This window comes from Sphingosinicella sp. SM1-17 (assembly GCF_056821765.1).
Map to the genome: position 1 here is coordinate 768,719 of NZ_JBPDIO010000001.1, position 22,792 is coordinate 791,510.

Below are 22,792 nucleotides of genomic sequence, written 5' to 3' on the forward strand. Positions count from 1 at the left end.
CTGCCAAGCGCCGAGCTATGTTTGTCGCCGCTCCGGGTAGAGTGGCAGCGGTTGTGCACTCGTGGTGAGGATCGCGCGTTGGCCCCTCTGCCACTCGAACATGCCCAACTCCGCGTGATAGGCGTCGCGTCATAGAGAGGGCGATTCCGTCCCTGCCGTGGGAAAAGGTGTGGGATAACGTTACTATAGCCACGAATTACCTTGTTTAACCCGTTACTTAGTGGGCAATTTCGGCGGAGAATTCCTCCACCAAGGAAGATCTCAGTGTCTCAAGTGGACGCCAAGGACAGCGGGCTGCGGCAGCATTGCGCCCATACCGTACTATCAGACTGACCCCCGCTACCGGCAGCATCGACCCACTTGCGTACGTTCACGGGCGCTTGGGGGACCTCAGTTCCGGACGCTTGTTCATCATGCAGCGGGGCCAAGAGGCGCCATCTTCCTCGCCGGGTCCGGCGAAGCGGCCGAGTGCCCCGATCTGGGCTGTAGAGAAAGTCGGAATTGACGCTTTGGGCGCGGTCTCGTCATGATCTGTGCCGAACGCGTTAACCGTCAGCCTGCGGTGAGTGCGCGCATTTCTCTTGCGCCGGCGATCTTGATCGACGATCGTCGTCCTATGGCTCTTCACGATCCCGAGCGAGACGAGGAACGTCCGTCCTACACGCCTCTAAGAATCGTGGACCTTTTTTGCGGAACGGGTGGGTTTTCGCGCGGAGCGCACGCCGCAGGGCTCGAGGTCGTAGCCGCCTACGACCGCGATCCGATCCTTACTTCGTCGTTCCGGGCCAACTTTCCGGATACGCCGCTTCACCTTCGGAACCTCGCCTGGATCACGGGCGAGCGGCTGAAGCGAGACGTCGGCGGACCCATAGACGGCGTCATTGGCGGCCCGCCTTGCCAAGGGTTCAGCGAGATGGGCCTGAGATCGCACGACGATCCGCGGCGCCTGCTCTTGCGTCACTTCTTCAGGCTCGTGGCCGAGGTCAAGCCGAGCTTCTTCGTCATGGAAAACGTGCGCGGGCTGGGCTTCGCATCCGCCAGGCCGACCCTCGATTGTGCGCTCGATCTGGTCCGCGCGGACTACGATCTGCTCGGCCCGATCGTGTGGGATGCCGCGTCGTTCGGCGCGGCCACGACGCGCCCCCGGCTGTTCGTGATCGGCACTCGAAAGGAGCTGCGCCGACCGCTGCGTGCTATCGATGTCGAGAAGCGCCGCAAGGAGCCGGCGACAGTCGAGGACGCGATCGCCGACCTCGTCGGAGCTCGCAGGATCGGAGAAGACGCGGACGGGTTCGACCTATGGAAGACCACGCGGCCGTGCCGTCCTTCGACTTACGCCATCGGGTTACGGCGTGGCGGCACGTTCACGGGTCATCGGCCGACAGAGCACGCAGCGACCGTCGTTACCCGCTTCGCGTCGATCCCGCAGGGCGGCTTCGACAAGGTCGGCCGACACCCGCGCCTCGCCTGGAATGGGCGTTGTCCAACCCTTCGGGCTGGAACAGGCGCGGATCGAGGCAGCTTCCAGTCCGTTCGACCCATCCATCCCGAGGAGGACCGCGTCATCACGGTTCGGGAAGCAGCGCGCCTGCAGGGCTTTCCGGACGATCATCGCTTCCACCCGACCGTCTGGCACAGCTTCCGCATGATCGGGAACAGCGTCTCACCAATCGTCGGCGAGGCGGTGCTGGCGGCGATCCGAGACCGGCTGCGCGGGCCAGCCGATGGCGTCGAGGCCCAGACGCGGTCGATCGAGGTTGCGCCGGCATAGGCATAGCGGATGGTCGACCGCCTGACCCCGGAACGGCGATCATGGCTCATGTCGCGCGTGAAGGACAAGCACACCGGCCCAGAGATGATTGTACGGCGAGCGGCGCACATGCTCGGGCTCAGGTTCCGGCTGCACCGCAAGGATCTGCCCGGCCGCCCCGATCTCGTGTTCCCGCGCCACGAGGTCGCGCTGTTCGTCCACGGATGCTTCTGGCATCGCCATCCGGGCTGCCGGCTCGCCAGCACGCCAAAGAGCCGGGTCGACTATTGGCAGGCCAAGTTCGACGCCAACGTCGCTCGGGACGCGGCGGCCGAACAGGCTCTACGCGACGCGGGCTGGCGGGTCGTAACGATTTGGGAATGCGAGACGCGCAAGGAATATTCCTTGCGGGTGCGATTGGCGGAAGTCGTCGGTCTTGAAGACGCGACTATTAGCGGGCAGTCAGATGCCGCTTGCAGGGAGGGGGAGCTTGATGGCGACTAGCGTGGACGAACGACAGGGAGCGAACGCGCTGCCTAGCAAGCGGTTTTTCGTGAACATGCTCGTCAGGGACATCGAGTTGAAGGACGCTATCCTCGATCTGCTCGACAACTGCGTTGACGGCATTCTTCGATCCCGGCGCCCAGACCTGTCACAACCCAAGCCTTATGCGGGCTGTCGCGCCGTCATCTCGATTAGCGCCGACGGCTTCAGGATCGTCGACAACTGCGGCGGCATCCCTTTCCAAGTGGCGAAAGACAAAGCCTTCGCGATCGGCAACCCCGATCCCATCACGGGCGACGACGCGGTCGCCACCGTTGGCATGTACGGGATCGGCATGAAGCGCGCGATCTTCAAGTTCGGCGAGAGCGCGCTCGTTCGGTCATACTCCGACATTCCCTTCGAGGTGCGGATCGATCGGGAGTGGCTCGGCAACAACGCTTGGTCCGATCTACCTATGGACGTTCTGCCGGAAGCGGACTTCGCCGAAAAGGGAACGATGGTGGAGGTGCGCGATCTCTACGGGCCAGTCGCTTCCGAGTTCGGGCGCGATGGCTTCGTCGACGATGTGCGGGACGCGATTGCTCGTCAGTATTCGATCATCCTGGGCAAGGGGTTCGAGGTTTCGATCGCGCGACAAATGGATCTCGATGCAGCAGCCGTCCCAGTGCAGGCCGAGGAATTCAGACTGCTGGCGACCCCTGACGGCAGTGGCCCGCATATCGCTCCCTACGTCTTCAAGGGGAAAATCGACGGCGTGACGGTCGAGATCTATGCGGGCCTGTATCGCGAACTTCCCGACGAAGCCGAACAGGAGGAGGCAGAAGAGACCAGCGGCAGCGCCGACGACGCCGGTTGGGTGGTCGCCTGCAACGATCGGGTCGTGATCTGGAAAGATCGTTCGCGACTGACCGGCTGGGGAGAAGCAGGCACGCCGAGCTTCCATGGACAATTCATCGCGATCACCGGCATCGTTCTGATGCATTCCACCGATCCAAGCCTTTTGCCCCTCACGACCACGAAGCGGGGCGTCGATGCGGGCTCCGAGGTCTACTCGAAGGCAAAGGATCTGATGCGCACGGCGACACAAGGGCTGGCGTCGTTCACGAACAAGTGGAAGAAATTCCCTGCTGATCTCGACAAGCTTTATCTGGGCTCCGAAACGCTCAATCTGCCCGCGCTGCAGGCTCGGTCACCAGCGATGCGTGCGGTCCACAACATGCCGACAATGCAGCGTGCCGTTCCGACGCTGCCCGTGCCGGCGGCGATGACCACAGATGCGAGGATCAGCTTCGCCGCGCCGAAGATGAAGGTCGCTCGCCTGGCCGAAATCTATTTCGGAGATCGCAACGTCAAGGCGTCGAAAGTCGGGGAGCACGCCTTCCATCAGGAATACGCTCGCCTCGCCGAAGCCGCCGAATGAGTGGGGCGATCCTTCCATACCGTCTGCGTCCCCACAAGGCGGTCGACCGGCGACTCTTTCTCGAGTTGCTCAATCGCTACGAACGTTGGCGGAGCTTGGAGGACCATGCCTACGTGAGCATGGCTGCCTTCGCGATGGAGGATCAGAGGCTGGTTCACCGGCTGCTCGGAATCGAGCGACTGCTGGCCTTCGACATGGATCCGGACATCGTTGGCCGGCAGCTTTTCAATCGGCCGACCGAGTTGGCGAAGTGTGTCGCGTCGACGGCGACAGACATGGTGAAGGACATAGTGTGGAGCGTGGAGGCCGCCGGGATACCGGACGCCGAAGGTTATATTGTATGGCTGGACTACACCGACCCGAAGCAGATCGGCGCGCAGGTTACCGATTTCCACAAGTTGCTGGGCCAGCTTGGTCCTAATGATATCGTCAGGATCACCGTCAACGCCAACTACGACTGGTGGGCGGGGAGAAGCTACCCCAGCAACCCCGTTCCGATCGAAGAGAGACAGCGCCGCGCTTTCGTCAAGCTGCAGTCGGAACTGAAGACCTATCTTCCAACGAGCATCAAGGCCGACGATTTGGGGGAAGAGGGCATCGCAGTGGCTCTCGCCCAGACGTTCGGGCGAGCCGCAGGAAAAGCGGTGAAGGGACACCGGATCTTCGAACCCCTATCGATCGTGCGGTATGCGGACGGGCAGCAGATGCTAACCATGACCGGCGCCATAGTAGAACTTGCGGAACGTGCCGATCTGCGAGCCAAGCTCGGTTTGGCAAATTGGCCGTTCGCCTCGACGAGCTGGTCAGACGTCAAGTACCTCGCGGTTCCCGATCTGACCGCGCGTGAACGGCTATACCTAGAACGTAACGCCCATCTGGGCGCCGCGGCGCTTGCAACGTCCCTGCACTTCGATTTCGAAGCGGCAGCCCAAATGCCTGGCTTCGTCGACAACTTCCGGCGCTACTACCGGCACTATCCCGCCTTCACCGCCGTAGAGCTTTGATCGCACGGCATCGCGCCAGCTGCAGGCAATTTACGGACTTAGGCGGTGCCATAGCTGCCCGCTGGCGGCGCTTGGACAAGCATCCGCTTGCGCGGTCGGGGCACCAGTCATCGGACGGTATGCTCTCCCGCCGACTAAGGACTTTATGCTAATCGGCGTCTTTCGGCAGAGATGAGCGCAATTCAGACGTTGAAGGCAAGCCATACGAGCCACTCAGTGGGATAAGCTGTGGGAAGCGAGATAGAGACGACTGCCTAAATTACTGCGCTGCAAGGGGGTACGGTCCATAATGCGGAGGATGATGTGTCCGCCGAACCGCCTTTTCAGCTTCGCGCGCGATGCCGATGCGCGATCCGTTCGATCAGCGCGACGACGTCGGGATCGTCGAGAGGATCGGCAGCGACCGAGGTCTCTCCTAGCTTCTTGATGAGCTCGGCCTGTCGATAATCAGGCACTGAACCATAACTGGTCAGCGTTGTGAGAACTCCGGCGTGCCCCAGGTTTTGCGAACAAGCCTTAAAGGCTTCAGGGGATCGGCACTGTCGCTCTGCCCACCTCGCCAGCATGTCTCTGAGGCAATGAGGGTTGAAGTAGGGTAGCCCAGCGGCGTTGCAGGCTTCTCGAAACACCGCTCGGATTGGCGACGAGGAACTCCAGAAATGCCTCCGCACGCCCGCTGCTCGGAAACCGCCATCCGTCCCGACGACCAAAGCCGTCGCTGGAAACAGCGGATCTTCGTCGCCCCAGCCCAACTTGTCTCTGAGGTAATGGATCCACTCCTCGACCACTTCGAAGGCCACGCCGCCGATCGGGAAAAACCAAGTCGCAAAGGTTTTACTCCGCTTGGTGTTCACCTCGCGGGCATCCTGAAGGAAGACCTGGTCATCCAGGCGGACGTGCTTGAGCCTCGCTGAGGCGAGTGCTCCGTCCCGCGCCCCGGTCAGCATGGCGAACGCCACGAGCGCTCGGTTCCGGTCCGCCACAGGGTCGCCCGCCGGCATCATCGTAAGCACCCGATGCATTTGCTCAAGGGTCGGAACAGCCTTCGGGCGGGTGGCCCGCGCTATGGCAGCCTCCTTCTCTGACAAGTTGAAGTAGTCTGCGTCACTATAATGGATACGCGCACGATAGCCGGGCTGCCCAGCCAGCCACAGGAAGAACTCTCGGAGCGCACGGAGAATTCCGTTTATCGTGGATTTGCTGAGCGGCCTGCGGGTCCCTGAGTGCAGCTGCTCTGCCAAGTGCCTCTTGAACGCAACTGCCTGCTGGCGGTGAAACTTGCTGAAGCAGCGATTCTTGGTAGACTGCTCAAAGCGGTGGATCGCCGCGGCTGCCGCATCGATGGTGGACACACTCTGTCGCCGGGCCTCCTTCAGGTACTGGAAGTAGTCCCGCTTGATGCGAGCATTTTTGGCGTTGGTCCGAGCCATAGTCAGCTAGCCTTTCGCAAGTCACAGTTCAGGGGAGGAGATGCAGTTCTTCCTAATGGTGGATCCGCCTCCGGAAGCTGGACTTCGATTCCCGGCATTACCGTCGCGACGTCGTTCCGGCGCACGCGTCGATGCATCAGCGACTCGCACGTGTTACAAACAGCGCGAAGGTTGCCGGTCGATAGGTTGATCGAGATGAACTCAACCAACCCAAGAGCCGGCGCCCGCGCCGCCCGACATCCGAAGCAGTACATGGAACCCGGTGGGCAAGGCTGCTTCCGCGCCGCGCGCTCCCGCTCCAAAAAGACCTTAAGGACCTTTCCGGCGAACAACAGCGGGCGCCCCCCGTCGACCGTTTCCAATCCTCTGCTTCGCCATGCCAGGACCGTGTTCTTGTGGACCTTCAGTAGCCGGGCAACTTCGCCAACTGTGTAGCTGTGATGCTGCTTTACGAGGCGCGGGTTAATACGCTTTTGGCCCATGACCGGCTCACAGGTCGTTCGCGTTGGCGATGGCTTTGACGCTGGCCACTCTGACGAGCCTGCGTCGCCCAATCGAAATCGTCTCAAGACGCCCGGTTGTGATCAGCTCATAAATCTTGGAGCGTCCCAGGCCCAAGACTTTGCCGGCGTCGTGAATAGACATGAGAAGCGCTTCCATGGTTCCTCCAAGGTCGGCACGAGTGACAACAGGCCACCGCGCACCTTGAGGGGTACGGGAGAACGTCAGCGGGCACTATGGAATTGGTTTTACGAAATGATTCCGGAAAAGGTAGGGCTTAGCTTCTCCCACCGCGCTCGGCTTGCCAAGCCTGCCAGTACGCCAGCCCATCCTCTTCGACACGAGATCGCCACTGGTGCGGTGGATAGTCCATCCACTGCGGCTGGGCTGCTAGGCTGAGTTCGGAAACGACCGCGTCGCGGCCAAGTACGTCCTCGCATGATCCCCGCCACTTTCTGATGGCGTCCCAAGCTGTTCTGTAGGCACCCGCAATCGAGGGTTGGCGCTCGGCAGCCGATATGCCCCGTCGCTTGAGATGTTCGTTCCACGCCAAAGCCTGCAGACGCAGATGAGCTATCCACATCGGTCGACGGCTTTGCCCGCGTGACCGCGCCGGCGGCGCGAAGATTCTAGGTTGATCTCCACCGCGAAGGCAGGTGAGTTCCATTATGACCTCACGATAGCGGCGGTTCCACGCGGGAGGCACTCCTATCATGGCTTCCAGGATGCGAAGACGGGTCAGCAGATCCTCGCGCACCTGCTCCGAGCTCTCGCCCACCGTAGGGAAAGCTAGCTCCATCATCGTGAACCCGGCCAGCCTTGCCGCCACCTCCGAAACACCGCGGTAGAAGTACAAGGCGCGCCGTCGAAGCGAATATTCCCATGTCTCAGTTGACCAAGAGTCGTCGGGAGGCCCGTTTCGCCAATCGTGCTCGATCGCCTCTCTCGCAGTCATAAGGGCATGGACATTCGCGACGACGTCATGTCGGTCGTCGACTGATAACGGACGGCGCGGCCCGAGAATCTGGGCGGCCAAATCTTGCAGATCGCGGCCAGACATCGCCGCCATAACGTACCCTGCGAGTCCTTGTGTTGTGCGACAACCGACTTGCCAACGGCAGGCGGGATCGGACGACCGTCACGACACTGGAACAATGAACGACGCCGTGTTCGGTTCAACCCACCATCCGGACAACCTCGGCGTCCGCGCCATCGCAATAGCGCCCCCAAGCCTCCATGAGGTTGCGCCTCTTCTCGAGCAGATTGCCCCTTCGATACGCGGCTTCAGTCTTGTTCTCGATGGCGTGGGCCAGCGCACACCCAATCCCGGAAGCTGGACCGGAAACCAACCGTGCAATCCGCACCAAGGTCGCGCACGACCTTCAGCAAGGTCATGTCACTCATGGGCTTCTCAACGCGAGCTCCTTGAAAGACATAGCGAGTCCGTGGCGTGCGCAATTCGGTTGCGCGCTCAAACACGCGTCGCGCCGCCTGTGAGAGCGGAACGACGTGAGCCTTTCCAGCCTTCATTCTCTCGGGTGGCACCGTCCAGACACCGGCCTGTAAATCTAACTCGTCCCAAGTGGCGCCTCTAATCTCGCCGCTGCGCGCAGCCGTCAGAATCGCCGCCTCAAGCGCGAGGCGCCCCCATGTCTCCTTCTCGCGCAGATGGGAGACGAACGTCGGTAGATCTGCGAAAGGCATGGCAGCGTGGTGGCCCACCTTTCGGGGCTGCCGAGGCAAGCCTCTGGTGATAGCGCGCATAGGCGCTTCATTTTCGCGATACCCTTTGGAGTGTCCCCAATCGAGCACCATGCCGATCCGCTGCCGCACCCGCCGCGCGGTTTCGGGCTTTTCGAGCCAAATCGCTGCGAGCACGTCGTGCACTTGCGAAGCTGTGATCTCGTTCAGCTTGAGGTCGCCCAGTGCAGGGAACGCGAACATCTCCAAACTGCGCATCCACTGCCACTGATGCTTTCCGTTGCGCCACGTTTTCCGAATCGACCCGAACACGTGCGCCGCAGCTTCCTCAAAGGTGGGAATCCCCTCGGCCTTCTTTCGCTCGGCAACTGGGTCAATGCCGGCATCGATTTGAGAGCGCACCAGCGCAGCTTTTTCTCGCGCCCTAGCCAGTGAAACCTTCTTGACGCTCCCGAGCCCGATATCGCGCCTCTTTCCAGCTTTCTGGACACGGACCATCCATGAAGCCGTCCCGCTTCGACCGACCATTAGGAAAAGGCCGTCGCCGTCTCCATACCGGCCAGGCTTCTTCGCTGCCCTAACTGACGCTGCGGATAGCTTACCCACGCAGAGCCTCTTCCCACATTCTTTCCCACACTATGCCGCAGCTTCTGGCGAATGGCAACGGATGACTACGGTAGCAAAGACCAAGGAATCGCGGGAGGATTGGGCCTCCAGCGGCTTCTGGTGGACGCAAAAAAATGTGAGGGTGGTGGACAGGGCTGGATTCGAACCAGCGTACGGGAAACCCGGGCAGATTTACAGTCTGCTGCCTTTAACCACTCGGCCACCTGTCCGTGGGAGCGCCATATAAGAAGGCGGCGCCCTAGGCGGAAGGGGCGGTTTCTGTCAACGCGTCACCCCGACGCGGCGCGAACGACCGATCGGCCGCAGTCACGCCGCAAGGAGTCGTGACGGGATCCGGGGCTCCGATGAGCCGGCGCGCTGGGCGCCGAAGCTCATGCCGCGAGGCGAATTTCCTCCTTCGAGAGCAGCGCAAGGAGCGAGATCCGGTTGAAGAACCACATCTGTTCGATGTTGAAGCGGCTATATTTTCGGATCGTGTTAGCGAAGGTGTAGGGCGTGTACCAGGCATTGTGGTCGGGGTGCACGACCTCGACGAAGGTCTGGCTGTCTTCCACATAATCGAAATGGCGGCCGCGGCACTGGAAGGCATCCGGAACCGAGATCAACCAGGTGGTGGCATCCACATTCTGAAGCTGCGCCAGGAAATCGGAAACATTGGGAACATGCTCCATCACCTCGGGAACGAGGACGATGTCGTAGGAGTCGGTCACTTCCTCCAGGCTCGAGTAAAGCCGGCCAGACGCAAAGGGCGCCAGCTGTTCGAGCGCTTCCACGTGCGGATCGACGCCGTCGAGCACGGCACAGCACGGCTCCAGCGCCAGATGGAGCGAGGTAGCGGGATCGGTGATCGGCCAGTCGGCACAACCCACATGGAGCACGCGCTTGCCCTGGCAGAGGCTTCGGAAGACCTCGATCCGGCCGACTCCCACCAGTTCGCTGCTGATCGCGACGCGCTGGACGAAATAGGGATCGTGAAGCGATTCCAGCTTGGAGCCGGCCGCCGGCGCGGCCGCAACGGCGGGAAGCTCGTCGATTGTGACGCTGCCTGCGGAAGGTTCCGCTCGGCCGGCCGGCTGCGGGACCTCCTGATCGGCGGCCCCTGGAACAGCTTCCGCCACGACGGGAACGTCGAGCTTGTGAAGCTCGTCATAGGCGCGCCGGGTCGAGCCCCAAAGCTGGTGGGCATAGATCGGATCGCTGCCTTCATAGGTGAGCCCGGTGAAGTGCTGCGGAATGAAATAGTGGCTGGGGTAGATGCGAAGCTTGGTATAGCCATATTTGCGATAGCTGTCGGTCAGCCTTTGCGGGCCGACCGTCTTCCACGCCATGTCGTGAGTCACCGACGGTTCGGCCTCGATGTCGCGGATGATCTGCTCGACGAAGGGATTGCCCGGCTCGCAGCCGAAATAGCCGGCGGCGATCAGGCCGGGCCGGACCACCTCATTCTCCCAGCAGGCGAAGGCCTCGCAATCGAGCAGGTGATCGTCGAGCGGCCGAAGGGCGATGCTGTCGGCATCGACGACGATTCCCCCGGTCGCGTGAAGAATCTCCCAGCGCATCATGTCGGCGACGCCGTTCAGCTCCTTGCCGTACATCGCCTTCATGTGCGCGGCGTTGAACCAGTCCTGGCCCTCAAGCTCCGAATTGCCCCAAAGAACGAACTCATAATCGGGGTTGAGCGCCCGCCACGTATCCATGCAGTTGGTTGGGCACTTGCTTTCGTCGCCAACCCAGATGAAATGAATGAGCTTCGGGATCATTATCCTGCCCCCCGCATGGATCGTGGTGGAGCATGAGGTAAAGCGTGATGGTTAACTATGGCTTACCGCTCCGCTTCCGCTCTGGGTACGTCATGGTTAACGATTTGTTGGCAAGTTAACCGCAATCTGGGCCTTCGACATTGGCGGAGGCCTTTCCATGCGCAGGCACGTTTCCAATCGGCCGAGGATTGCCGCAACGCTGATCGTGCGCGACGAGGCACGATGCATCGTCCGCTGCCTGGAAAGCCTGCGGCCCTTTGTCGACCGGATGGTGGTACTCGACACCGGCTCGACCGACGGCACGCCTGCCCTTGCGGCCGGCTGCGGTGCCGAAGTCCATCACCTGCCCTGGCCCAATGATTTCTCGGCCGCCCGCAATCATGTTCTGGATCTCGCCGACGCCGACTGGAATCTCGTGCTCGACGCCGACGAATGGATCGTCTCCGGCGGCGAGCGGCTGCGCCAATGGTGCCGAGGACCGGCCCGCCTCGGGAAGGTCTGCGTCCGAAGCGCGATGGATGGGAATGACTCGCCGGGGGCCGAGCGGCGCAACTGGATCACCCGACTTCTGCCGCGCGGCGTCCGTTATGAAGGGCGGGTCCACGAACAGCCGGTCTCGCCGCTTCCGCGACTGCGGATCGATCTTCACGTCGCCCATGACGGCTATCTCGAGGACCAGCTTGCCCGAAAGCGCGACCGCAACGGGCCGCTCCTCCTGCGCGATCTCGAAGAGCGGCCGGGGGACCCCTACCTCCTGTACCAGCTCGGCAAGGACGCCGAGCTCCACGGCGACCTCGATTCCGCTTGCGGGCGCTATGCCGCGGCGATCGAGGGGACGGAGCCGGGGGCCAATTGGCGCCACGGCCTGGTCGTCAGGCAGATGCATTGCCTGGGCAAGACCGGACGCCTGGAGGAAGCGATGCTGCTCGCCCAGGACGAAATGCCGAACTGGACCGACTCCCCGGACTTCTTCTTCGTTCTGGGGAACCTGGCGCTCGACAAGGCACTCGCCGATCCGGCGAATGCGCTGGGCGAATGGCTTCCTCTCGCCGAAAGCGCCTGGGAGCGTTGCCTCGCCATCGGCGAGCGCCCGGACCTGGAAGGCAGCATGCAGGGTTGCGGCAGCCATCTCGCACGCCACAATCTGGAAGCGCTCCGAACCCAGACGGCGCTCTACGCGGCCCGGGACGAACTTTCCCGAATCTCCGGCTGACGCCTTCCGCTTCGATGCGCTGAACCCTTGCCTCCCGACGATCGGGGGAGGATTGCGCTCGACCTCGCCGCGACACGGAGCCGGACCGGTCAAACGTCGCTGACAGAAAGCGGCTTCGTTCGACCGATCCGGAACCGGTTTTCGCCGCGCATTCCAGCGGCCGGCATGAAGTCGAATAAAAAGCCGATTAAAGCTGTTCGGAAATCAGCCGTTACTGCTCTCGTGGCACGCTTGGGGACGGCCCGGCAGCCTCGATTGAGCGGGAAAGGAACCCACTATGACTGTGATCAACACCAACACCTCTGCGCTTCGCGCGCAGAATGGCGGCCGGGTTGCCAATCAGGCCCTGCGCACCGCCATGGAGCGTCTGTCGACCGGCAAGCGCATCAACTCCGCGAAGGACGACGCCGCCGGCCTCGCCATCGCTTCGTCGATGACCTCGCAGATCCGCGGCATGAACCAGGCGATCCGCAACGCCAATGACGGCATTTCCTTCGCCCAGACGGCGGAAGGCGCTCTCAACGAAGTCAGCAACATGCTTCAGCGCGTCCGCGAACTCGCGGTGCAGAGCAAGAGCGGCACCTACAGCTCGACCGACCGCACCAATCTGAATGCCGAAGCTTCGCAGCTGCAGGCCCAGATCAGCGACATTCTCACGAACACCAAGTTCAACGGCGTCGCCGTGTTCGACTATGCCTCGGCCGACACCGCCAGCGACGACATCGTCATCCAGGCGGGTTCGGACGCGTCCGTGGTCGTCAACGTGTCGAAGGCGTACCTCAACAGCAGCAACTTCGAGGCCGCCGACTTCGCGGTCGACTCGGTCGCCAATGCCACGGCGACGATCGCCAATGTCGACACCAATCTCGGTGCGATCAACACCGCCCGAGCCACGCTCGGTGCCGCTCAGAGCCGCCTCGGCTCGGTCGTGAACAACCTGACCAACAACGTCACCAACCTGGCCGACGCGCGGTCGCGGATCGAGGACGCCGATTATTCGTCCGAAACGACCAACCTCGCCAAGGCGCAGATCCTGAGCCAGGCTTCCACCGCGATGCTGGCCCAGGCCAACCAAAGCGGCCAGGACGTCCTGAGCCTGCTCCGTTAATCTCTGATCCCGTAGGACAGAGAGCGTAGGAGCCCCGGCGCGAGATTCGCGCCGGGGCTTTCCGTTTCAGTCGAAGCCGGCGAGAGCGCCGCGAACGCGATCCAGCGCGGCCTTCTTGATCTGGCAGATGCGCGCGGCGCCGACGCCGAGCGTTTGACCGATCTCCTCGAGATTCATTTCCTCGACGAAGTAGAGCTGGAGCACCATCGCATCGCGCTGCGGCAGCGATCGGATCGCTTCGGCGATGGCGCCCTTGAGCCGGGCCCGGTCGATCGCCTCGTCGGCGCGCTCCTCCAGGTCGGCGAACCACATCGAATGATCCGAATAGATTTCGTCGATCGACTCGTGGTGAATGGCCTGGCTGCCGTCGACCAGCTCGCGATAGCTTGCCGGATCGAGTCCCATCTCCTCCGCCATCTCCGAATCGGTCGGAGCTCGTCCGATCCGACTCTCGATCCGTTGCCGGGCGGCCGCCAGTTCGCGCCGTCGCGCCATGGCCGATCGACAGATGGCGGCGTGCCGGCGCAGATGGTCGATCATGGCGCCGCGGATCCGGACCGACGCGTAAGTCGCGAAGGCATGACCGCGATCCTCGAAGCCGTTCGCCGCTTCCACGAGGGCGACCATGCCGATCTGGACCAGATCCTCGACTTCGATCGCCGAGGCGACCCGGCCGTGCACGTGCCAGGCGATCCGTCGCACCAGCGGCATGTGCGTGCGTATCAGCGCCTCCGGTGAGGGCCTGGCCCGGCGCTCATAGACGCCGGGGCTCATTTGTGGCTCAGCAAGCCCCATCGAGCACCTCCATCGCCCGAACCGGGATCCCGGCCGGCTCCGTCATCAGACGGGCGAGGCGGGTGAAGGCGCGGCCGGCGCGCGAGCTAGGATAGGCCTCGACGCAGCAGCGCTTTCTCACCACCGCCTGCTTCAGATAAGGATCCTGCGGGACGGAGCCGAGATGGGTCAGCTCCACGTCCAGGAACCGGCCGATGATCGCGTGGAAATGATCGAACAGTTCGCGGCCGGCCTCCTCGCTTTCGACCATGTTGGTGACGATGGAAAAGGCCTTCCGCCCATGGCCGACGGCAAGTCCCTTCACGATCGCATAGGCATCCATGAAGGAGGTCGGCTCGGGGACCAGCACGATCAGGATCGTGTCGGCGGCCGCGACCAGGCTGAGGCCGTCGCTGCCGATGCCGCTGCCGGTATCGATGACGATCTCCTCGAAGCCGCGGGCTTCTTCCCGAAGCGCTTCGATCAGCCGGTGCCGCTCGCGGTCGGAGAGGCTCGAACCGATTCCGGTTCCGCTGTGGCCCGGGACTAGGCACACGCCCCCGGGGCCGGGCTGGACGATGTCGCCAAGCTCGCAATGTCGCGCCAGCACGTCGGCCAAGGTCCAGTTGGAATCCAGGCCCATCAGAATGCCTGCATTGGCCAGGCCCATGTCGCAGTCGGCGAGAAGCGTCCGGCGTCCGCTCCTGGCCATCGCAACGGCAAGGTTCACGGAGATATTGGTCTTTCCAACTCCGCCCTTTCCGCTTGCAACGGCGGTGACACGGGCGGTTGGAGAAATTTTGGAGTTCACGCAGCTACCTCCGTTCCGAGCATGGGTCGTTCAGTTTCGCCGCCGACGATGGCGACGACCTCGACGGCCTTGCCGTCGGGAATTTCCAGGAAGGACAGGACCGGCACGTCCGGCAGATGCGGCGCGAGCAGTCGCGACAAGGGTCTCCGGGCGATCGGCGAAGTGACCACGGCGAAGCGGCGCCCCTGGCCGAGCAACGGCCCCGACACCTCGCCGACGGCCTTGACCAGCCGCTGGCCCAGGCCCGGCTCGATCGGGTGGACGGCGTCCCGGCCGGTCCGGATCGCCTGGTTGAGCAGGCTTTCCAGGCTGGCGTCGAGAGTGACCACCGGCAAAGGCATTTTCACCGGAACGATGGTCTGGACGATCAGTGCCCCGATGCGCTGGCGCACCGCTTCCACCAGCTGAACCGGATCGCTTTCCTCGCGCGCCGCGTCGGCCATGGCTTCCGCCAGCCGACGGAAGTCCTTGAGAGGCACGCCTTCGGAAAGCAGCGCCCGACACAGAGCCGCGATCGAGGCGAGCGAAAGCGGCTGCGGAGTGAGGTTCGCGACCAGCTGCGGCGCGGTCTCCTTCAGCGCGTCGAGAAGCTTTTGCGCCTCGTCCATTCCGAACAGGTCGGCGGCGACGGTCTGGATGATCTGGTTGAGATGGGTAGCGACCACGGTCGCCGGATCGACCACCGTATAGCCCGCCACCACCGCCTCCGCCCGTTGCGACGGAGCAATCCAGACGGCGTCGAGGCCGAACGTGGGGTCTTTCACCTGGCGGCCGTCCACGCGATCGAGAAGATCGCCGGAATCCAGCGCCAGAAGCTCGTCGGGGAAGATTTCGTCCTCGGCAACGACGACTCCGGCAACGGTGATCCGGTAGGTGTTCGGCGAAAGGCTCATGTCGTCCCGCACCCGGACCAGAGGCACGACGAAGCCGAGCTCGCGCGAAAGCTGCCGGCGGATGCCGGTGATCCGAGTCATCAGCGGCGCGCCCTTGCGCTCGTCGACGAGCCCGACCAGGCCGAAGCCGAGCTCGAGGCCCAGCGATGCATCGTCGCTGACTTCGTCCCAGCCGATCGCGCTCGGCGGCGGCGCCGAGACAGCGGGAACCTCGGCCGCCTGAGCCTTTGCCGCAGCCGCCTTGCGCAGCTTCCAGGCAACATAAGCGGAAAGGCCTGCGGCAGGGAGGATCACCAGGTGAGGCATGCCCGGGAGGATGCCGAGGAAGAACAGGATGGCGGCAACTGGAGTCCAGGCCTTGGCGGATCCGAACTGACTCGAAATCTGGCCCGACAGGTCTAGCGGCGAATTGACCCGGGTGACGATCGACGCGGCCGCGATCGAGAGCAGAAGCGCCGGCACCTGAGCGACAAGAGCGTCGCCGATGGCGAGCAGGACGTAGGTCGAGGCAGCGTCGCCGAGCGACATTCCATGGCTGATCGTTCCGAGGACGAGGCCGCCGATGATGTTGATGACGAGGATAAGGACGCCGGCAACGGCGTCGCCCTTCACGAACTTGGAAGCGCCGTCCATCGATCCGTAGAAATCGGCCTCGGTAGCCACTTCCTGGCGCCGGGCCTTGGCTTCGTCAGGCGTCAGCAGGCCGGCATTGAGATCGGCATCGATCGCCATCTGCTTGCCCGGCATTGCATCGAGGGTGAAGCGGGCGGAAACTTCCGACACGCGTCCCGCGCCCTTGGTGATCACCACCAGGTTGATGATCATCAGGATCAGGAAGACGAAGAGTCCGACCGCATAGTCACCGCCGATGAGGAAGCTTCCGAAAGCTTCGATCACATGGCCGGCGGCGCCGGTGCCTTCATGACCCTTCACCAGGACGACCCGAGTCGAGGCCACGTTGAGTGCCAGTCGAAGCAGCGTCGCGAACAGAAGAACGGTCGGAAAGGAGGAAAAATCGAGCGGCCGGGCGACGTTCAGAGCCACCATCAGCACCGCCAGGCTGATCATGATGTTGGTGATGAAGCCGACGTCGAGCAGGAAGGCCGGAATCGGGACGATCATCAGCGCGACGAGCAGCAGGGTGGCGATCGGGAGCACCGCTCCGCGTCCACTGCTGAGCCAGACTTTCCTGTTGAGAGCGATCTGACTCATGGCTCAGCCGCCGAGGTTCGCGAGCATGAGATAGGCAAGCCGCGCATATTCGGGTGAAGGGCCGGCGATCGGCTGGCTCGGCCCCTCCTGGAGCGCCGCCATTCGAAACGGGGTCAGCCTCTCGTCAGCCGATGGCCGGCTTGGCGGCAACGGGCCGCTGCCCCCGATCCGCTCGGCGAAGCGCTGCCGGATCTCGGCAAAGCTGCGCGGCTCGCCATTGCGCTCGTAGAAGATCGGACGATTGGCTCGAGCGGCCTGCGGCAACAGGGCGGCCGCCGCGGCGTCGGGATTGGAGTCGTGGGCGCGAAGGAAGCGCGCGGCTCCGGCGGGCCCGAGAAAATGGGCGAGATAGAGGTCCACGGGTTCGACCGGGCGGCCGAGACGCTGTTCCAGATACTGGCGATTGTCCGCAGCAAATTCCGCCGCCATTGCCGAGGCGGCCTCAGGCTGGCGCCGAAGATCGAGGATCGACTGGCGGAGACCTGGATCGGCGACATGATAGCGGCCCGTTGGCCCCTGACGGATCGCTTCGGCGGCCCAGCCGAGCCCATGTTGCGCGCCGTGGCGCTTTACCGTCGCGAGCCAGGTCTGTTCGATGAACTGGAAGAGACCGGTCGCGCTGGACGTACGGGCGCGCGCGTCGGGATTGAGCCCGCTCTCGATCCGAGCCTGATTGAAGAGATAGGAGAAGTCGACTCCGGTTCGTGCCGCAGCGAGCTGGATCGCGCTTCCGACCCGGCTTCGTCCCCCGAGCCCGGCTAGGTCGTTGATCGTCGGATTCATGACGCCCCTTTCCATTCAGGGGCATGGTAGCAAGCCTCGTGCCAGACGACGCCGGGCGGCTATCGGCCGCTGGCCTGGTAAGTGGCGCCTACCTCACCGCGCGCTGCCGCCAGGCCGGCGGTCCTGCGTTTGAGCGCGTCCGTCAGAAAATTGACTCGGGTCTGGGCGGCATGGCCAAGCGCAACAAGGCGCGACAAGGCCGCGCGAGCCGCGGGATCGGCGGCCGGATCGGCCAGGCGCAACTGTTCGACGGCCTCGGCCAGATCGACCGAAGCCTTTTCGATCCCGACGGGATCAGAGCCGTCAAGGGCACGGATCAGCGTCTCGTAGGACGCCGTCAGCCGATCGATAGCCGCCTCGCTCATGCTCAACGAGGCGGAAAGTCGAGCGCGATCATCCGCTCGGCGATCTTCTCCGGGTCGACGGGATAGCGGCCCTCGGCAATGGCGGCACGGATTGCGGACACCTTGGCGCTGTCGACCGGCGGCCCGTCGGCAACCAGGCCAAAGACGGAGCTTTCGATCGCTCCGCCGCTGCCGCGGGTAACCGCGTCATTGGCCGGAGCAATGGCTGCCGTTCCCTCGACCGATCCGCGCACCGGATCGATCCGGCCCTGATTCAACTTTCCGATACCGTCGATCATTTCCAAACCCTTTCGCGGCGCGAGGCCCGATCTCGCAGAGAGTGTAACGGCACCATTAGCAATTAATTAAATCCCGGCAGAGCGACACGCCCGTCGACCGTCACCTGTCCGATCACGGGGGAGCTGCGCCGCTCGGTGCGAACGCGGATCCGGTCGCCAGGAGCGCCGTCCTGTTCGGCAACGCCGCTGGTGCTGACGGTGAAGCTGCTCGTCATTGCCACCACCTCCACCTGGTCGCCGCGGCGGATGATCGGTTCCACCCGGACCGGAGCGGCAACGGCCGCTGCTGCCTGGACGCTTGCACCGACGATCGGAACTCGAATCCGCCAGCCCAGCGGCTCGCAGCGTATCGCGACGGCACCAAGCGCCGGAGCGTCGACGGTTACCGGCTGCGGGCAGGCGGCTAGCCGAAGCCGACGATCGATCGGCCGCGCCGGTCCGCCCGGCTCGCCGATTCCCGCTCCCAAGGCCGCAGCCACGCGCGCCTCAAGCGCCTCCAGATCCTCGAACGGCTGGGCAAGGGCCGGCGCCGCGAAAGCCGCGCTGACCAGGATGAAGCGTCGAAAAATTGGCACCATCGTCATCACTCCGTCGATTCGGCGGGAGCGAAGCAACTGCCGTGCCAAGTGGGGTCAGTATCGGACGATGTCGATCCGTTGCCCGCCGGATCCGGCGTCCTGCTGCAGGTTGAGGCTGAGCCGGCGCTCCTCCACTCCGGCACTGCGGAGGGCTCGAGCGACCGCGGCGCTGCGCGCGGCGGCCAACTCGAACCGATCGAACCGGCTGCCGCCTTCGCTGGTTCCGCTGCTGACGATCCGGACATCCTTCCCGACCGAATTGCGGCCGAGCCTTTCCAGCCTTTGCCGACCCTGTCGAGTGAGCCGGGCTTCGCCGGGCTCGAACAGGTCCGAAGCGGCATAAACTACGCCCCCGCCACTGCTCGTCGAAGCGGCAGGCTGGTTCGGCTTCGCGGCTTCGATGGCGTGAAGAAGAATGAAGCAGCCGAGCAGCAGCAGGCCGAGATCGGCGAAGCTGATCGCCCAGCGCGGCGCCGCACCGGTCATTGTGCCACATTCAATCGCTGGCCGACCCAGGGCTTTCTCGCTTCAACCTCTTCGCGCGCGAGCGCCTGCAGGCGCGCGACCACCTTTTGCTGCCAGTGCCGCTCGGCTCGGGACAGTCGCTCGAGCCTGGTCGCGATCGGGCCGGCCACACCGGCGGCGATGAACAGGCCGTAAAAGGTCGTGAGCATTGCCACCGCCATGGCGGGTCCCATTTCCGCTGGATCGCTCATCCGGGCGAACATGCCGATCAGCGCGAGCACCGTTCCGATCATGCCCATGGCGGGGGCCGTTTCGGCTGCCGAACGCCACACCGCAATCGCGCCGTCGTGGCGGGCGCGGCGATCGTCCAGCTCCTCGCGCGCCCAGGCCGCAAAGCGCTCGACTCCGTCGGCGTCGGCAAGCCGACAGGCGGCCCGGCGGACAAATTCCACCGGAGTCTTCACCCGGTCGACGAAGACGATCCCCTTATACTCCGACAGGCGCTGAATCTGCCGGACGGCATGCTCGGCCACCGTTCCGTCCTCGCTCGGCCGGGCAAGGAGAAGCGGTTTCAAGGCCGCCAGGGCCCGCCCCAGATCGTGCCGAGTGGAAGTGACGACGGTAGCGACGGCGGTTCCCCCGGCGACGATGAGGAGCGAGAGGGGATCGAACAGACTTCCCGCCAAGCCGTTCATTCCCATTCTCCCGCCCACCGGCAAAGATTTGCCGGGTCCGGCAAAATCCTGCCGGTCCTCATTCGTCTGCTTCGAGGTCAAGGACGGCCGGCCCTGCCACAACAGGTTGGCACGATCATTGCAGCCATCGGACCGGACGCCCTTGCCTGTCAGAATAACGGCGGGTTCGGGCAAAGCTTTAGGGGGCTTGCAATGGCTCAAGGTGAAGGTCTTTTCGGGGTCCATGGGACGGCGCTGGCGTTGCGCTCCCAGCGCCTTTCGCTGCTCGCGTCCAACATCGCGAACGCGGCGACGCCGGGCTACAAGGCCCGGGATATCGATTTCGGGCGTGCGCTCGAGCTCGCCGGCCGCGGCTATGATGCCGATCAGGCGGCTCAGGGCGCCGTCGCCTATCGGGTTCCGGTGACGCCCTCGCTCGACGGCAACACGGTCGAGCTTTCCACCGAGCAGACGCTCTTCGCTGAGAATGCGGTCCAGTACCGGACCACGCTCGCCTTCCTCGAAGGCCGGATCAGCACGATCAAACGCGCCCTGAAGGGAGAATAAGTCATGGAACGGCCACTTTCCGTCTTTGACATTGCCGGGCGCGCCATGTCGGCCCAGCTCGTCCGGCTGAACGCCACCGCATCGAACCTCGCCAATGCCGGATCGGTCGCCAACAGCCGCGAGAATGCCTTTCGCGCCATGCGACCGGTGTTCCGAACGGTCGAGGCGGAGCCGGGGATTGCCACGGTCTCCGTCGAGCGCGTGGTTCGATCCGATATCGAGCCGACTCGGCGTCACGATCCCAACCACCCGCTCGCGGACGAGAATGGCGATGTCTGGGTCGCCGGCGTCGACACCGCCGCGGAGCTGATCGAAATGGTCGAGACGGCACGCCAGTACCAGAACAACGTCCAGGTCCTGCAGACCGCCAAAACTTTGACTCTGGACACGCTGAGGCTCGGCCAATGACGACCATCCCGAATCTGGGCGGATCGCCCACCAACCCATCCACGTCGACTTCGTCGGCAGCGGCCATGATGAATCAGAACGACTTCCTGCGGCTGATGACGACTCAGCTCACCACCCAGGATCCGTTCAACCCGGTCGACAATACGCAGATGGTCGCCCAGATGGCACAGTTCAGCCAGGTGGCCGGCATCGCCGAGATGAACAACAGCCTCAAGGCGATCGTCGATTCCCTCGGCGGCGGCCGCTTTGCCGACGCGGCAAGCTGGATCGGCCGCTCGATGCTGGTGGAATCCGACGTCGCCACTCCGCTTCGCGACGGCAGCTATGCCGGCGAGATCGATCTTCCGGCCTCGGCCGACGAGGTCACCGTCAACTATCTCGATGCCAACGGCGCCGTCGTTCACAGCCAGACTCTGGGACCGCAGGCGTCGGGAAATATCGGTTTCGGCTGGGACGGCAAGAATTCGGCCGGTGAGACGGTCGCCAATGGTCCACTTCAGATCGTGGTGACGGCTCGTACCGCTGGAGTCGCTTCCAACCCCGCCACGGCCACCTGGACCACGATCGGCGGGATCCAGTCGCCGGCAAGCGGCGGCGCCAGCCGCCTCGTCACCGGCCTCGGCCTTCTTCCACCCGAAGCGGCGATCCGCCTCGCCTGATCCTTCCTCAACAGGAGCAACTCCATGTCCTTCTACACCTCGCTGTCGGGCCTTCGCGGCGCCCAAACCGACCTGTCGACGACCGCCAACAATATCGCCAATGTCGGCTCGATCGGGTTCAAGAAGAGCCGCGCCCAGTTCGGCGACATCATGCCCGCGTCGAGCACGACCGCCGGGCAGGGCACGCGTCTCAAGGGCATCAGCCAGCAATTCACCCAGGGCGGGTTCGAAACCTCAGCGCGCGAGCTCGATCTTGCCATCAGCGGCGCCGGTTTCTTCGTCACCCGCGACAGCCTGACCGGCGGCACCACCTATTTCACCCGCAATGGCTCGCTCGCCATCGATGCGCAGCGCTACCTGGTCGACTCGAACGGTGCCTATGTGCAGGTCCTCCCGGTCGATACCGAGGGCAATGTCACGGCGAACACCTTGGCGGCCGCTCGCAACCTCCAGCTTCCGCTCACTTCCGGTACGCCGCAGGCGACCACCGCCATCGATCTTTCGGTCAGTCTGCCGAGCAACGCCGACAAGCCTTCGGCTCGTCCAACCTACAGCGCCTCGAACCCCTATGCTTTCGACCGGCTCGACCCGAACAGCTACAATTATTCGCAACAGACGACGGTCTATGACAGCGCTGGCCAGCCCGTTACCGCCACCCTGTATTTCGTCCGAACCGAGTCGACCGCCGCTGGCGATCCCGACAATCGGTGGGAGGTGCGGGCCTTCCTCGGCAACGAGGACGCCACCGCGACTCCGATCGAGCTGCAATTCGACTCGAGCGGTGCGCTCGTCTCCCCGACCGGGCCCGTCGCGCTGGACACGGTGACGCCATCAGGCGCTTCCGCTCCCTTGGCGATAAGTCTCGATTTCGGCGCCGCCACCGAACAGGCATCGGGAACGTTCAGCGTCGGCTCGCTCGACCAGAACGGTGTCGCCTCCTCCAAGCTCAACGACCTGTCGATCGGTGACGACGGGCTGGTCACCGCCACCTTCTCCGACGGCAGCACGCAGAAGCTCGGCAAGCTGCTGATCGCCAATTTCTCCAATCCCGAGGGGCTTCGCCAGCAGGGCGACGGGCGCTGGACCGTGACCGGCGACAGCGGCCCGGCCCAGATCGGCACGGCGAACAGCGAGGGCTTCGGACGGATCCAGTCCGGAACACTCGAGCGCGCCAATGTCGACATCACGGAAGAGCTTGTGTCGCTGATCTCGGCACAGCGCAACTTCCAGGCCAACGCCAAGGCGATCGAAACCGCCAATGCGATGACCCAGTCGATCATGAATCTCCGGAGCTAAAGGACCTTAGT

Annotated in this window: 24 protein-coding genes and 1 tRNA gene; 10 read left to right on the forward strand and 15 right to left on the reverse strand. The window is 63.8% G+C overall.

The window, feature by feature from the left end; genetic code table 11:
- The first annotated feature begins 616 nt into the window (after nt 1-616).
- The 4 genes from ACRYLT_RS03965 to ACRYLT_RS03980 are packed head-to-tail and all read left to right on the forward strand — an operon-like array spanning nt 617 to nt 4,678.
- Nucleotides 617-1,771, forward strand: a complete 1,155-nt coding sequence (locus ACRYLT_RS03965; RefSeq protein WP_482665390.1) for a DNA cytosine methyltransferase — start codon at nt 617-619, stop codon at nt 1,769-1,771.
- A 9-nt stretch (nt 1,772-1,780) separates the two neighbouring features.
- The gene (locus ACRYLT_RS03970; RefSeq protein WP_482662810.1) at nt 1,781-2,254 is read left to right on the forward strand and encodes a very short patch repair endonuclease; all 474 of its coding nucleotides are present in this window, start codon (nt 1,781-1,783) and stop codon (nt 2,252-2,254) included.
- 1 nt (nt 2,255) lies between these two features.
- Complete coding sequence (locus ACRYLT_RS03975; RefSeq protein WP_482662811.1) at nt 2,256-3,674, forward strand: ATP-binding protein; 1,419 nt, start codon at nt 2,256-2,258, stop codon at nt 3,672-3,674.
- On the forward strand, nt 3,671-4,678 hold the full coding sequence (locus tag ACRYLT_RS03980) for an O-methyltransferase (protein WP_482662812.1): 1,008 nt from the start codon (nt 3,671-3,673) through the stop codon (nt 4,676-4,678). Before ACRYLT_RS03975 ends, ACRYLT_RS03980 begins: the two co-directional genes overlap by 4 nt.
- A gap of 323 nt (nt 4,679-5,001) precedes the next feature.
- On the opposite strand, the gene ACRYLT_RS03985 is transcribed toward ACRYLT_RS03980, so the two are convergent.
- The 6 genes from ACRYLT_RS03985 to ACRYLT_RS04010 form a co-directional block, all read right to left on the reverse strand.
- Nucleotides 5,002-6,108 (reverse strand): site-specific integrase, encoded by a 1,107-nt coding sequence (locus tag ACRYLT_RS03985; protein ID WP_482662813.1) that lies wholly within the window; start codon nt 6,106-6,108, stop codon nt 5,002-5,004.
- Nucleotides 6,109-6,110: 2 nt separating this feature from the next.
- Complete coding sequence (locus ACRYLT_RS03990; protein ID WP_482662814.1) at nt 6,111-6,590, reverse strand: helix-turn-helix domain-containing protein; 480 nt, start codon at nt 6,588-6,590, stop codon at nt 6,111-6,113.
- A 7-nt stretch (nt 6,591-6,597) separates the two neighbouring features.
- Nucleotides 6,598-6,768, reverse strand: coding sequence for a helix-turn-helix domain-containing protein (locus tag ACRYLT_RS03995; protein WP_482662815.1), 171 nt, complete (start codon nt 6,766-6,768; stop codon nt 6,598-6,600).
- Between the two features lie 1,125 nt (nt 6,769-7,893).
- Nucleotides 7,894-8,916: a tyrosine-type recombinase/integrase gene (locus ACRYLT_RS04000; RefSeq protein WP_482662816.1), complete on the reverse strand. Its 1,023-nt coding sequence runs from the start codon at nt 8,914-8,916 to the stop codon at nt 7,894-7,896.
- Between the two features lie 143 nt (nt 8,917-9,059).
- A tRNA-Tyr gene (locus ACRYLT_RS04005) sits at nt 9,060-9,146 on the reverse strand.
- A 162-nt stretch (nt 9,147-9,308) separates the two neighbouring features.
- Entirely contained in the window at nt 9,309-10,697 is a 1,389-nt protein-coding gene (locus ACRYLT_RS04010) for a glycosyltransferase (protein ID WP_482662817.1), read from the reverse strand.
- A 157-nt stretch (nt 10,698-10,854) separates the two neighbouring features.
- On the opposite strand from ACRYLT_RS04010, the gene ACRYLT_RS04015 reads away from it, so the two are divergent.
- Entirely contained in the window at nt 10,855-11,910 is a 1,056-nt protein-coding gene (locus ACRYLT_RS04015; protein ID WP_482662818.1) for a glycosyltransferase family 2 protein, read from the forward strand.
- A gap of 277 nt (nt 11,911-12,187) precedes the next feature.
- The gene (locus ACRYLT_RS04020; protein ID WP_482662819.1) at nt 12,188-13,018 is read left to right on the forward strand and encodes a flagellin N-terminal helical domain-containing protein; all 831 of its coding nucleotides are present in this window, start codon (nt 12,188-12,190) and stop codon (nt 13,016-13,018) included.
- 66 nt (nt 13,019-13,084) lie between these two features.
- Here ACRYLT_RS04020 and ACRYLT_RS04025 read toward each other — a convergent pair whose 3' ends face one another.
- From ACRYLT_RS04025 to ACRYLT_RS04065, 9 genes are all read right to left on the reverse strand, one after another.
- Nucleotides 13,085-13,813, reverse strand: coding sequence for a sigma-70 family RNA polymerase sigma factor (locus ACRYLT_RS04025; RefSeq protein ID WP_482662820.1), 729 nt, complete (start codon nt 13,811-13,813; stop codon nt 13,085-13,087).
- A complete protein-coding gene (locus ACRYLT_RS04030; protein ID WP_482662821.1) occupies nt 13,800-14,603 on the reverse strand; it encodes a MinD/ParA family protein in 804 nt (267 codons plus the stop codon). Before ACRYLT_RS04030 ends, ACRYLT_RS04025 begins: the two co-directional genes overlap by 14 nt.
- A complete protein-coding gene (gene flhA / locus ACRYLT_RS04035; RefSeq protein WP_482662822.1) occupies nt 14,600-16,708 on the reverse strand; it encodes a flagellar biosynthesis protein FlhA in 2,109 nt (702 codons plus the stop codon). Before flhA ends, ACRYLT_RS04030 begins: the two co-directional genes overlap by 4 nt.
- A gap of 3 nt (nt 16,709-16,711) precedes the next feature.
- Complete coding sequence (locus ACRYLT_RS04040) at nt 16,712-17,491, reverse strand: transglycosylase SLT domain-containing protein (RefSeq protein WP_482662823.1); 780 nt, start codon at nt 17,489-17,491, stop codon at nt 16,712-16,714.
- Between the two features lie 59 nt (nt 17,492-17,550).
- Complete coding sequence (locus ACRYLT_RS04045) at nt 17,551-17,856, reverse strand: hypothetical protein (protein ID WP_482662824.1); 306 nt, start codon at nt 17,854-17,856, stop codon at nt 17,551-17,553.
- A gap of 2 nt (nt 17,857-17,858) precedes the next feature.
- Nucleotides 17,859-18,134, reverse strand: a complete 276-nt coding sequence (gene flgM / locus ACRYLT_RS04050) for a flagellar biosynthesis anti-sigma factor FlgM (RefSeq protein ID WP_482662825.1) — start codon at nt 18,132-18,134, stop codon at nt 17,859-17,861.
- 62 nt (nt 18,135-18,196) lie between these two features.
- Nucleotides 18,197-18,712, reverse strand: a complete 516-nt coding sequence (locus ACRYLT_RS04055) for a flagella basal body P-ring formation protein FlgA (RefSeq protein ID WP_482662826.1) — start codon at nt 18,710-18,712, stop codon at nt 18,197-18,199.
- 54 nt (nt 18,713-18,766) lie between these two features.
- Entirely contained in the window at nt 18,767-19,198 is a 432-nt protein-coding gene (locus ACRYLT_RS04060) for an OmpA family protein (RefSeq protein WP_482662827.1), read from the reverse strand.
- Nucleotides 19,195-19,872, reverse strand: coding sequence for a motility protein A (locus tag ACRYLT_RS04065; RefSeq protein ID WP_482662828.1), 678 nt, complete (start codon nt 19,870-19,872; stop codon nt 19,195-19,197). The genes ACRYLT_RS04060 and ACRYLT_RS04065 overlap by 4 nt, the downstream gene beginning before the upstream one ends.
- A 192-nt stretch (nt 19,873-20,064) precedes the next feature.
- Between ACRYLT_RS04065 and flgB the strand changes: the two genes are divergently transcribed.
- Genes flgB through ACRYLT_RS04085 form a run of 4 tightly spaced genes read left to right on the forward strand, consistent with a single transcriptional unit; the run spans nt 20,065 to nt 22,781 of the window.
- Complete coding sequence (gene flgB / locus ACRYLT_RS04070) at nt 20,065-20,418, forward strand: flagellar basal body rod protein FlgB (protein WP_482662829.1); 354 nt, start codon at nt 20,065-20,067, stop codon at nt 20,416-20,418.
- Nucleotides 20,419-20,421: 3 nt separating this feature from the next.
- The gene (gene flgC / locus ACRYLT_RS04075; RefSeq protein ID WP_482662830.1) at nt 20,422-20,826 is read left to right on the forward strand and encodes a flagellar basal body rod protein FlgC; all 405 of its coding nucleotides are present in this window, start codon (nt 20,422-20,424) and stop codon (nt 20,824-20,826) included.
- Nucleotides 20,823-21,485, forward strand: coding sequence for a flagellar hook assembly protein FlgD (locus ACRYLT_RS04080; protein WP_482662831.1), 663 nt, complete (start codon nt 20,823-20,825; stop codon nt 21,483-21,485). The genes flgC and ACRYLT_RS04080 overlap by 4 nt, the downstream gene beginning before the upstream one ends.
- 24 nt (nt 21,486-21,509) lie before the next feature.
- Nucleotides 21,510-22,781, forward strand: coding sequence for a flagellar hook protein FlgE (locus ACRYLT_RS04085; RefSeq protein ID WP_482662832.1), 1,272 nt, complete (start codon nt 21,510-21,512; stop codon nt 22,779-22,781).
- Nucleotides 22,782-22,792 lie beyond the last annotated feature (11 nt).

Bases quoted from the DNA above. Each gene is read 5' to 3' on its own strand.
- ACRYLT_RS03965 (WP_482665390.1), top strand. From the start codon at position 617: ATGGCTCTTCACGATCCCGAGCGAGACGAGGAACGTCCGTCCTACACG.
- ACRYLT_RS03970 (WP_482662810.1), top strand. From the start codon at position 1,781: ATGGTCGACCGCCTGACCCCGGAACGGCGATCATGGCTCATGTCGCGC.
- ACRYLT_RS03980 (WP_482662812.1), top strand. From the start codon at position 3,671: ATGAGTGGGGCGATCCTTCCATACCGTCTGCGTCCCCACAAGGCGGTC.
- ACRYLT_RS03985 (WP_482662813.1), bottom strand. From the start codon at position 6,108: ATGGCTCGGACCAACGCCAAAAATGCTCGCATCAAGCGGGACTACTTC.
- ACRYLT_RS03990 (WP_482662814.1), bottom strand. From the start codon at position 6,590: ATGGGCCAAAAGCGTATTAACCCGCGCCTCGTAAAGCAGCATCACAGC.
- ACRYLT_RS03995 (WP_482662815.1), bottom strand. From the start codon at position 6,768: ATGGAAGCGCTTCTCATGTCTATTCACGACGCCGGCAAAGTCTTGGGC.
- ACRYLT_RS04010 (WP_482662817.1), bottom strand. From the start codon at position 10,697: ATGATCCCGAAGCTCATTCATTTCATCTGGGTTGGCGACGAAAGCAAG.
- ACRYLT_RS04015 (WP_482662818.1), top strand. From the start codon at position 10,855: ATGCGCAGGCACGTTTCCAATCGGCCGAGGATTGCCGCAACGCTGATC.
- ACRYLT_RS04020 (WP_482662819.1), top strand. From the start codon at position 12,188: ATGACTGTGATCAACACCAACACCTCTGCGCTTCGCGCGCAGAATGGC.
- ACRYLT_RS04025 (WP_482662820.1), bottom strand. From the start codon at position 13,813: ATGGGGCTTGCTGAGCCACAAATGAGCCCCGGCGTCTATGAGCGCCGG.
- flhA (WP_482662822.1), bottom strand. From the start codon at position 16,708: ATGAGTCAGATCGCTCTCAACAGGAAAGTCTGGCTCAGCAGTGGACGC.
- ACRYLT_RS04040 (WP_482662823.1), bottom strand. From the start codon at position 17,491: ATGAATCCGACGATCAACGACCTAGCCGGGCTCGGGGGACGAAGCCGG.
- ACRYLT_RS04045 (WP_482662824.1), bottom strand. From the start codon at position 17,856: ATGAGCGAGGCGGCTATCGATCGGCTGACGGCGTCCTACGAGACGCTG.
- flgM (WP_482662825.1), bottom strand. From the start codon at position 18,134: ATGATCGACGGTATCGGAAAGTTGAATCAGGGCCGGATCGATCCGGTG.
- ACRYLT_RS04055 (WP_482662826.1), bottom strand. From the start codon at position 18,712: ATGGTGCCAATTTTTCGACGCTTCATCCTGGTCAGCGCGGCTTTCGCG.
- ACRYLT_RS04060 (WP_482662827.1), bottom strand. From the start codon at position 19,198: ATGACCGGTGCGGCGCCGCGCTGGGCGATCAGCTTCGCCGATCTCGGC.
- ACRYLT_RS04065 (WP_482662828.1), bottom strand. From the start codon at position 19,872: ATGAACGGCTTGGCGGGAAGTCTGTTCGATCCCCTCTCGCTCCTCATC.
- flgB (WP_482662829.1), top strand. From the start codon at position 20,065: ATGGCTCAAGGTGAAGGTCTTTTCGGGGTCCATGGGACGGCGCTGGCG.
- flgC (WP_482662830.1), top strand. From the start codon at position 20,422: ATGGAACGGCCACTTTCCGTCTTTGACATTGCCGGGCGCGCCATGTCG.
- ACRYLT_RS04080 (WP_482662831.1), top strand. From the start codon at position 20,823: ATGACGACCATCCCGAATCTGGGCGGATCGCCCACCAACCCATCCACG.
- ACRYLT_RS04085 (WP_482662832.1), top strand. From the start codon at position 21,510: ATGTCCTTCTACACCTCGCTGTCGGGCCTTCGCGGCGCCCAAACCGAC.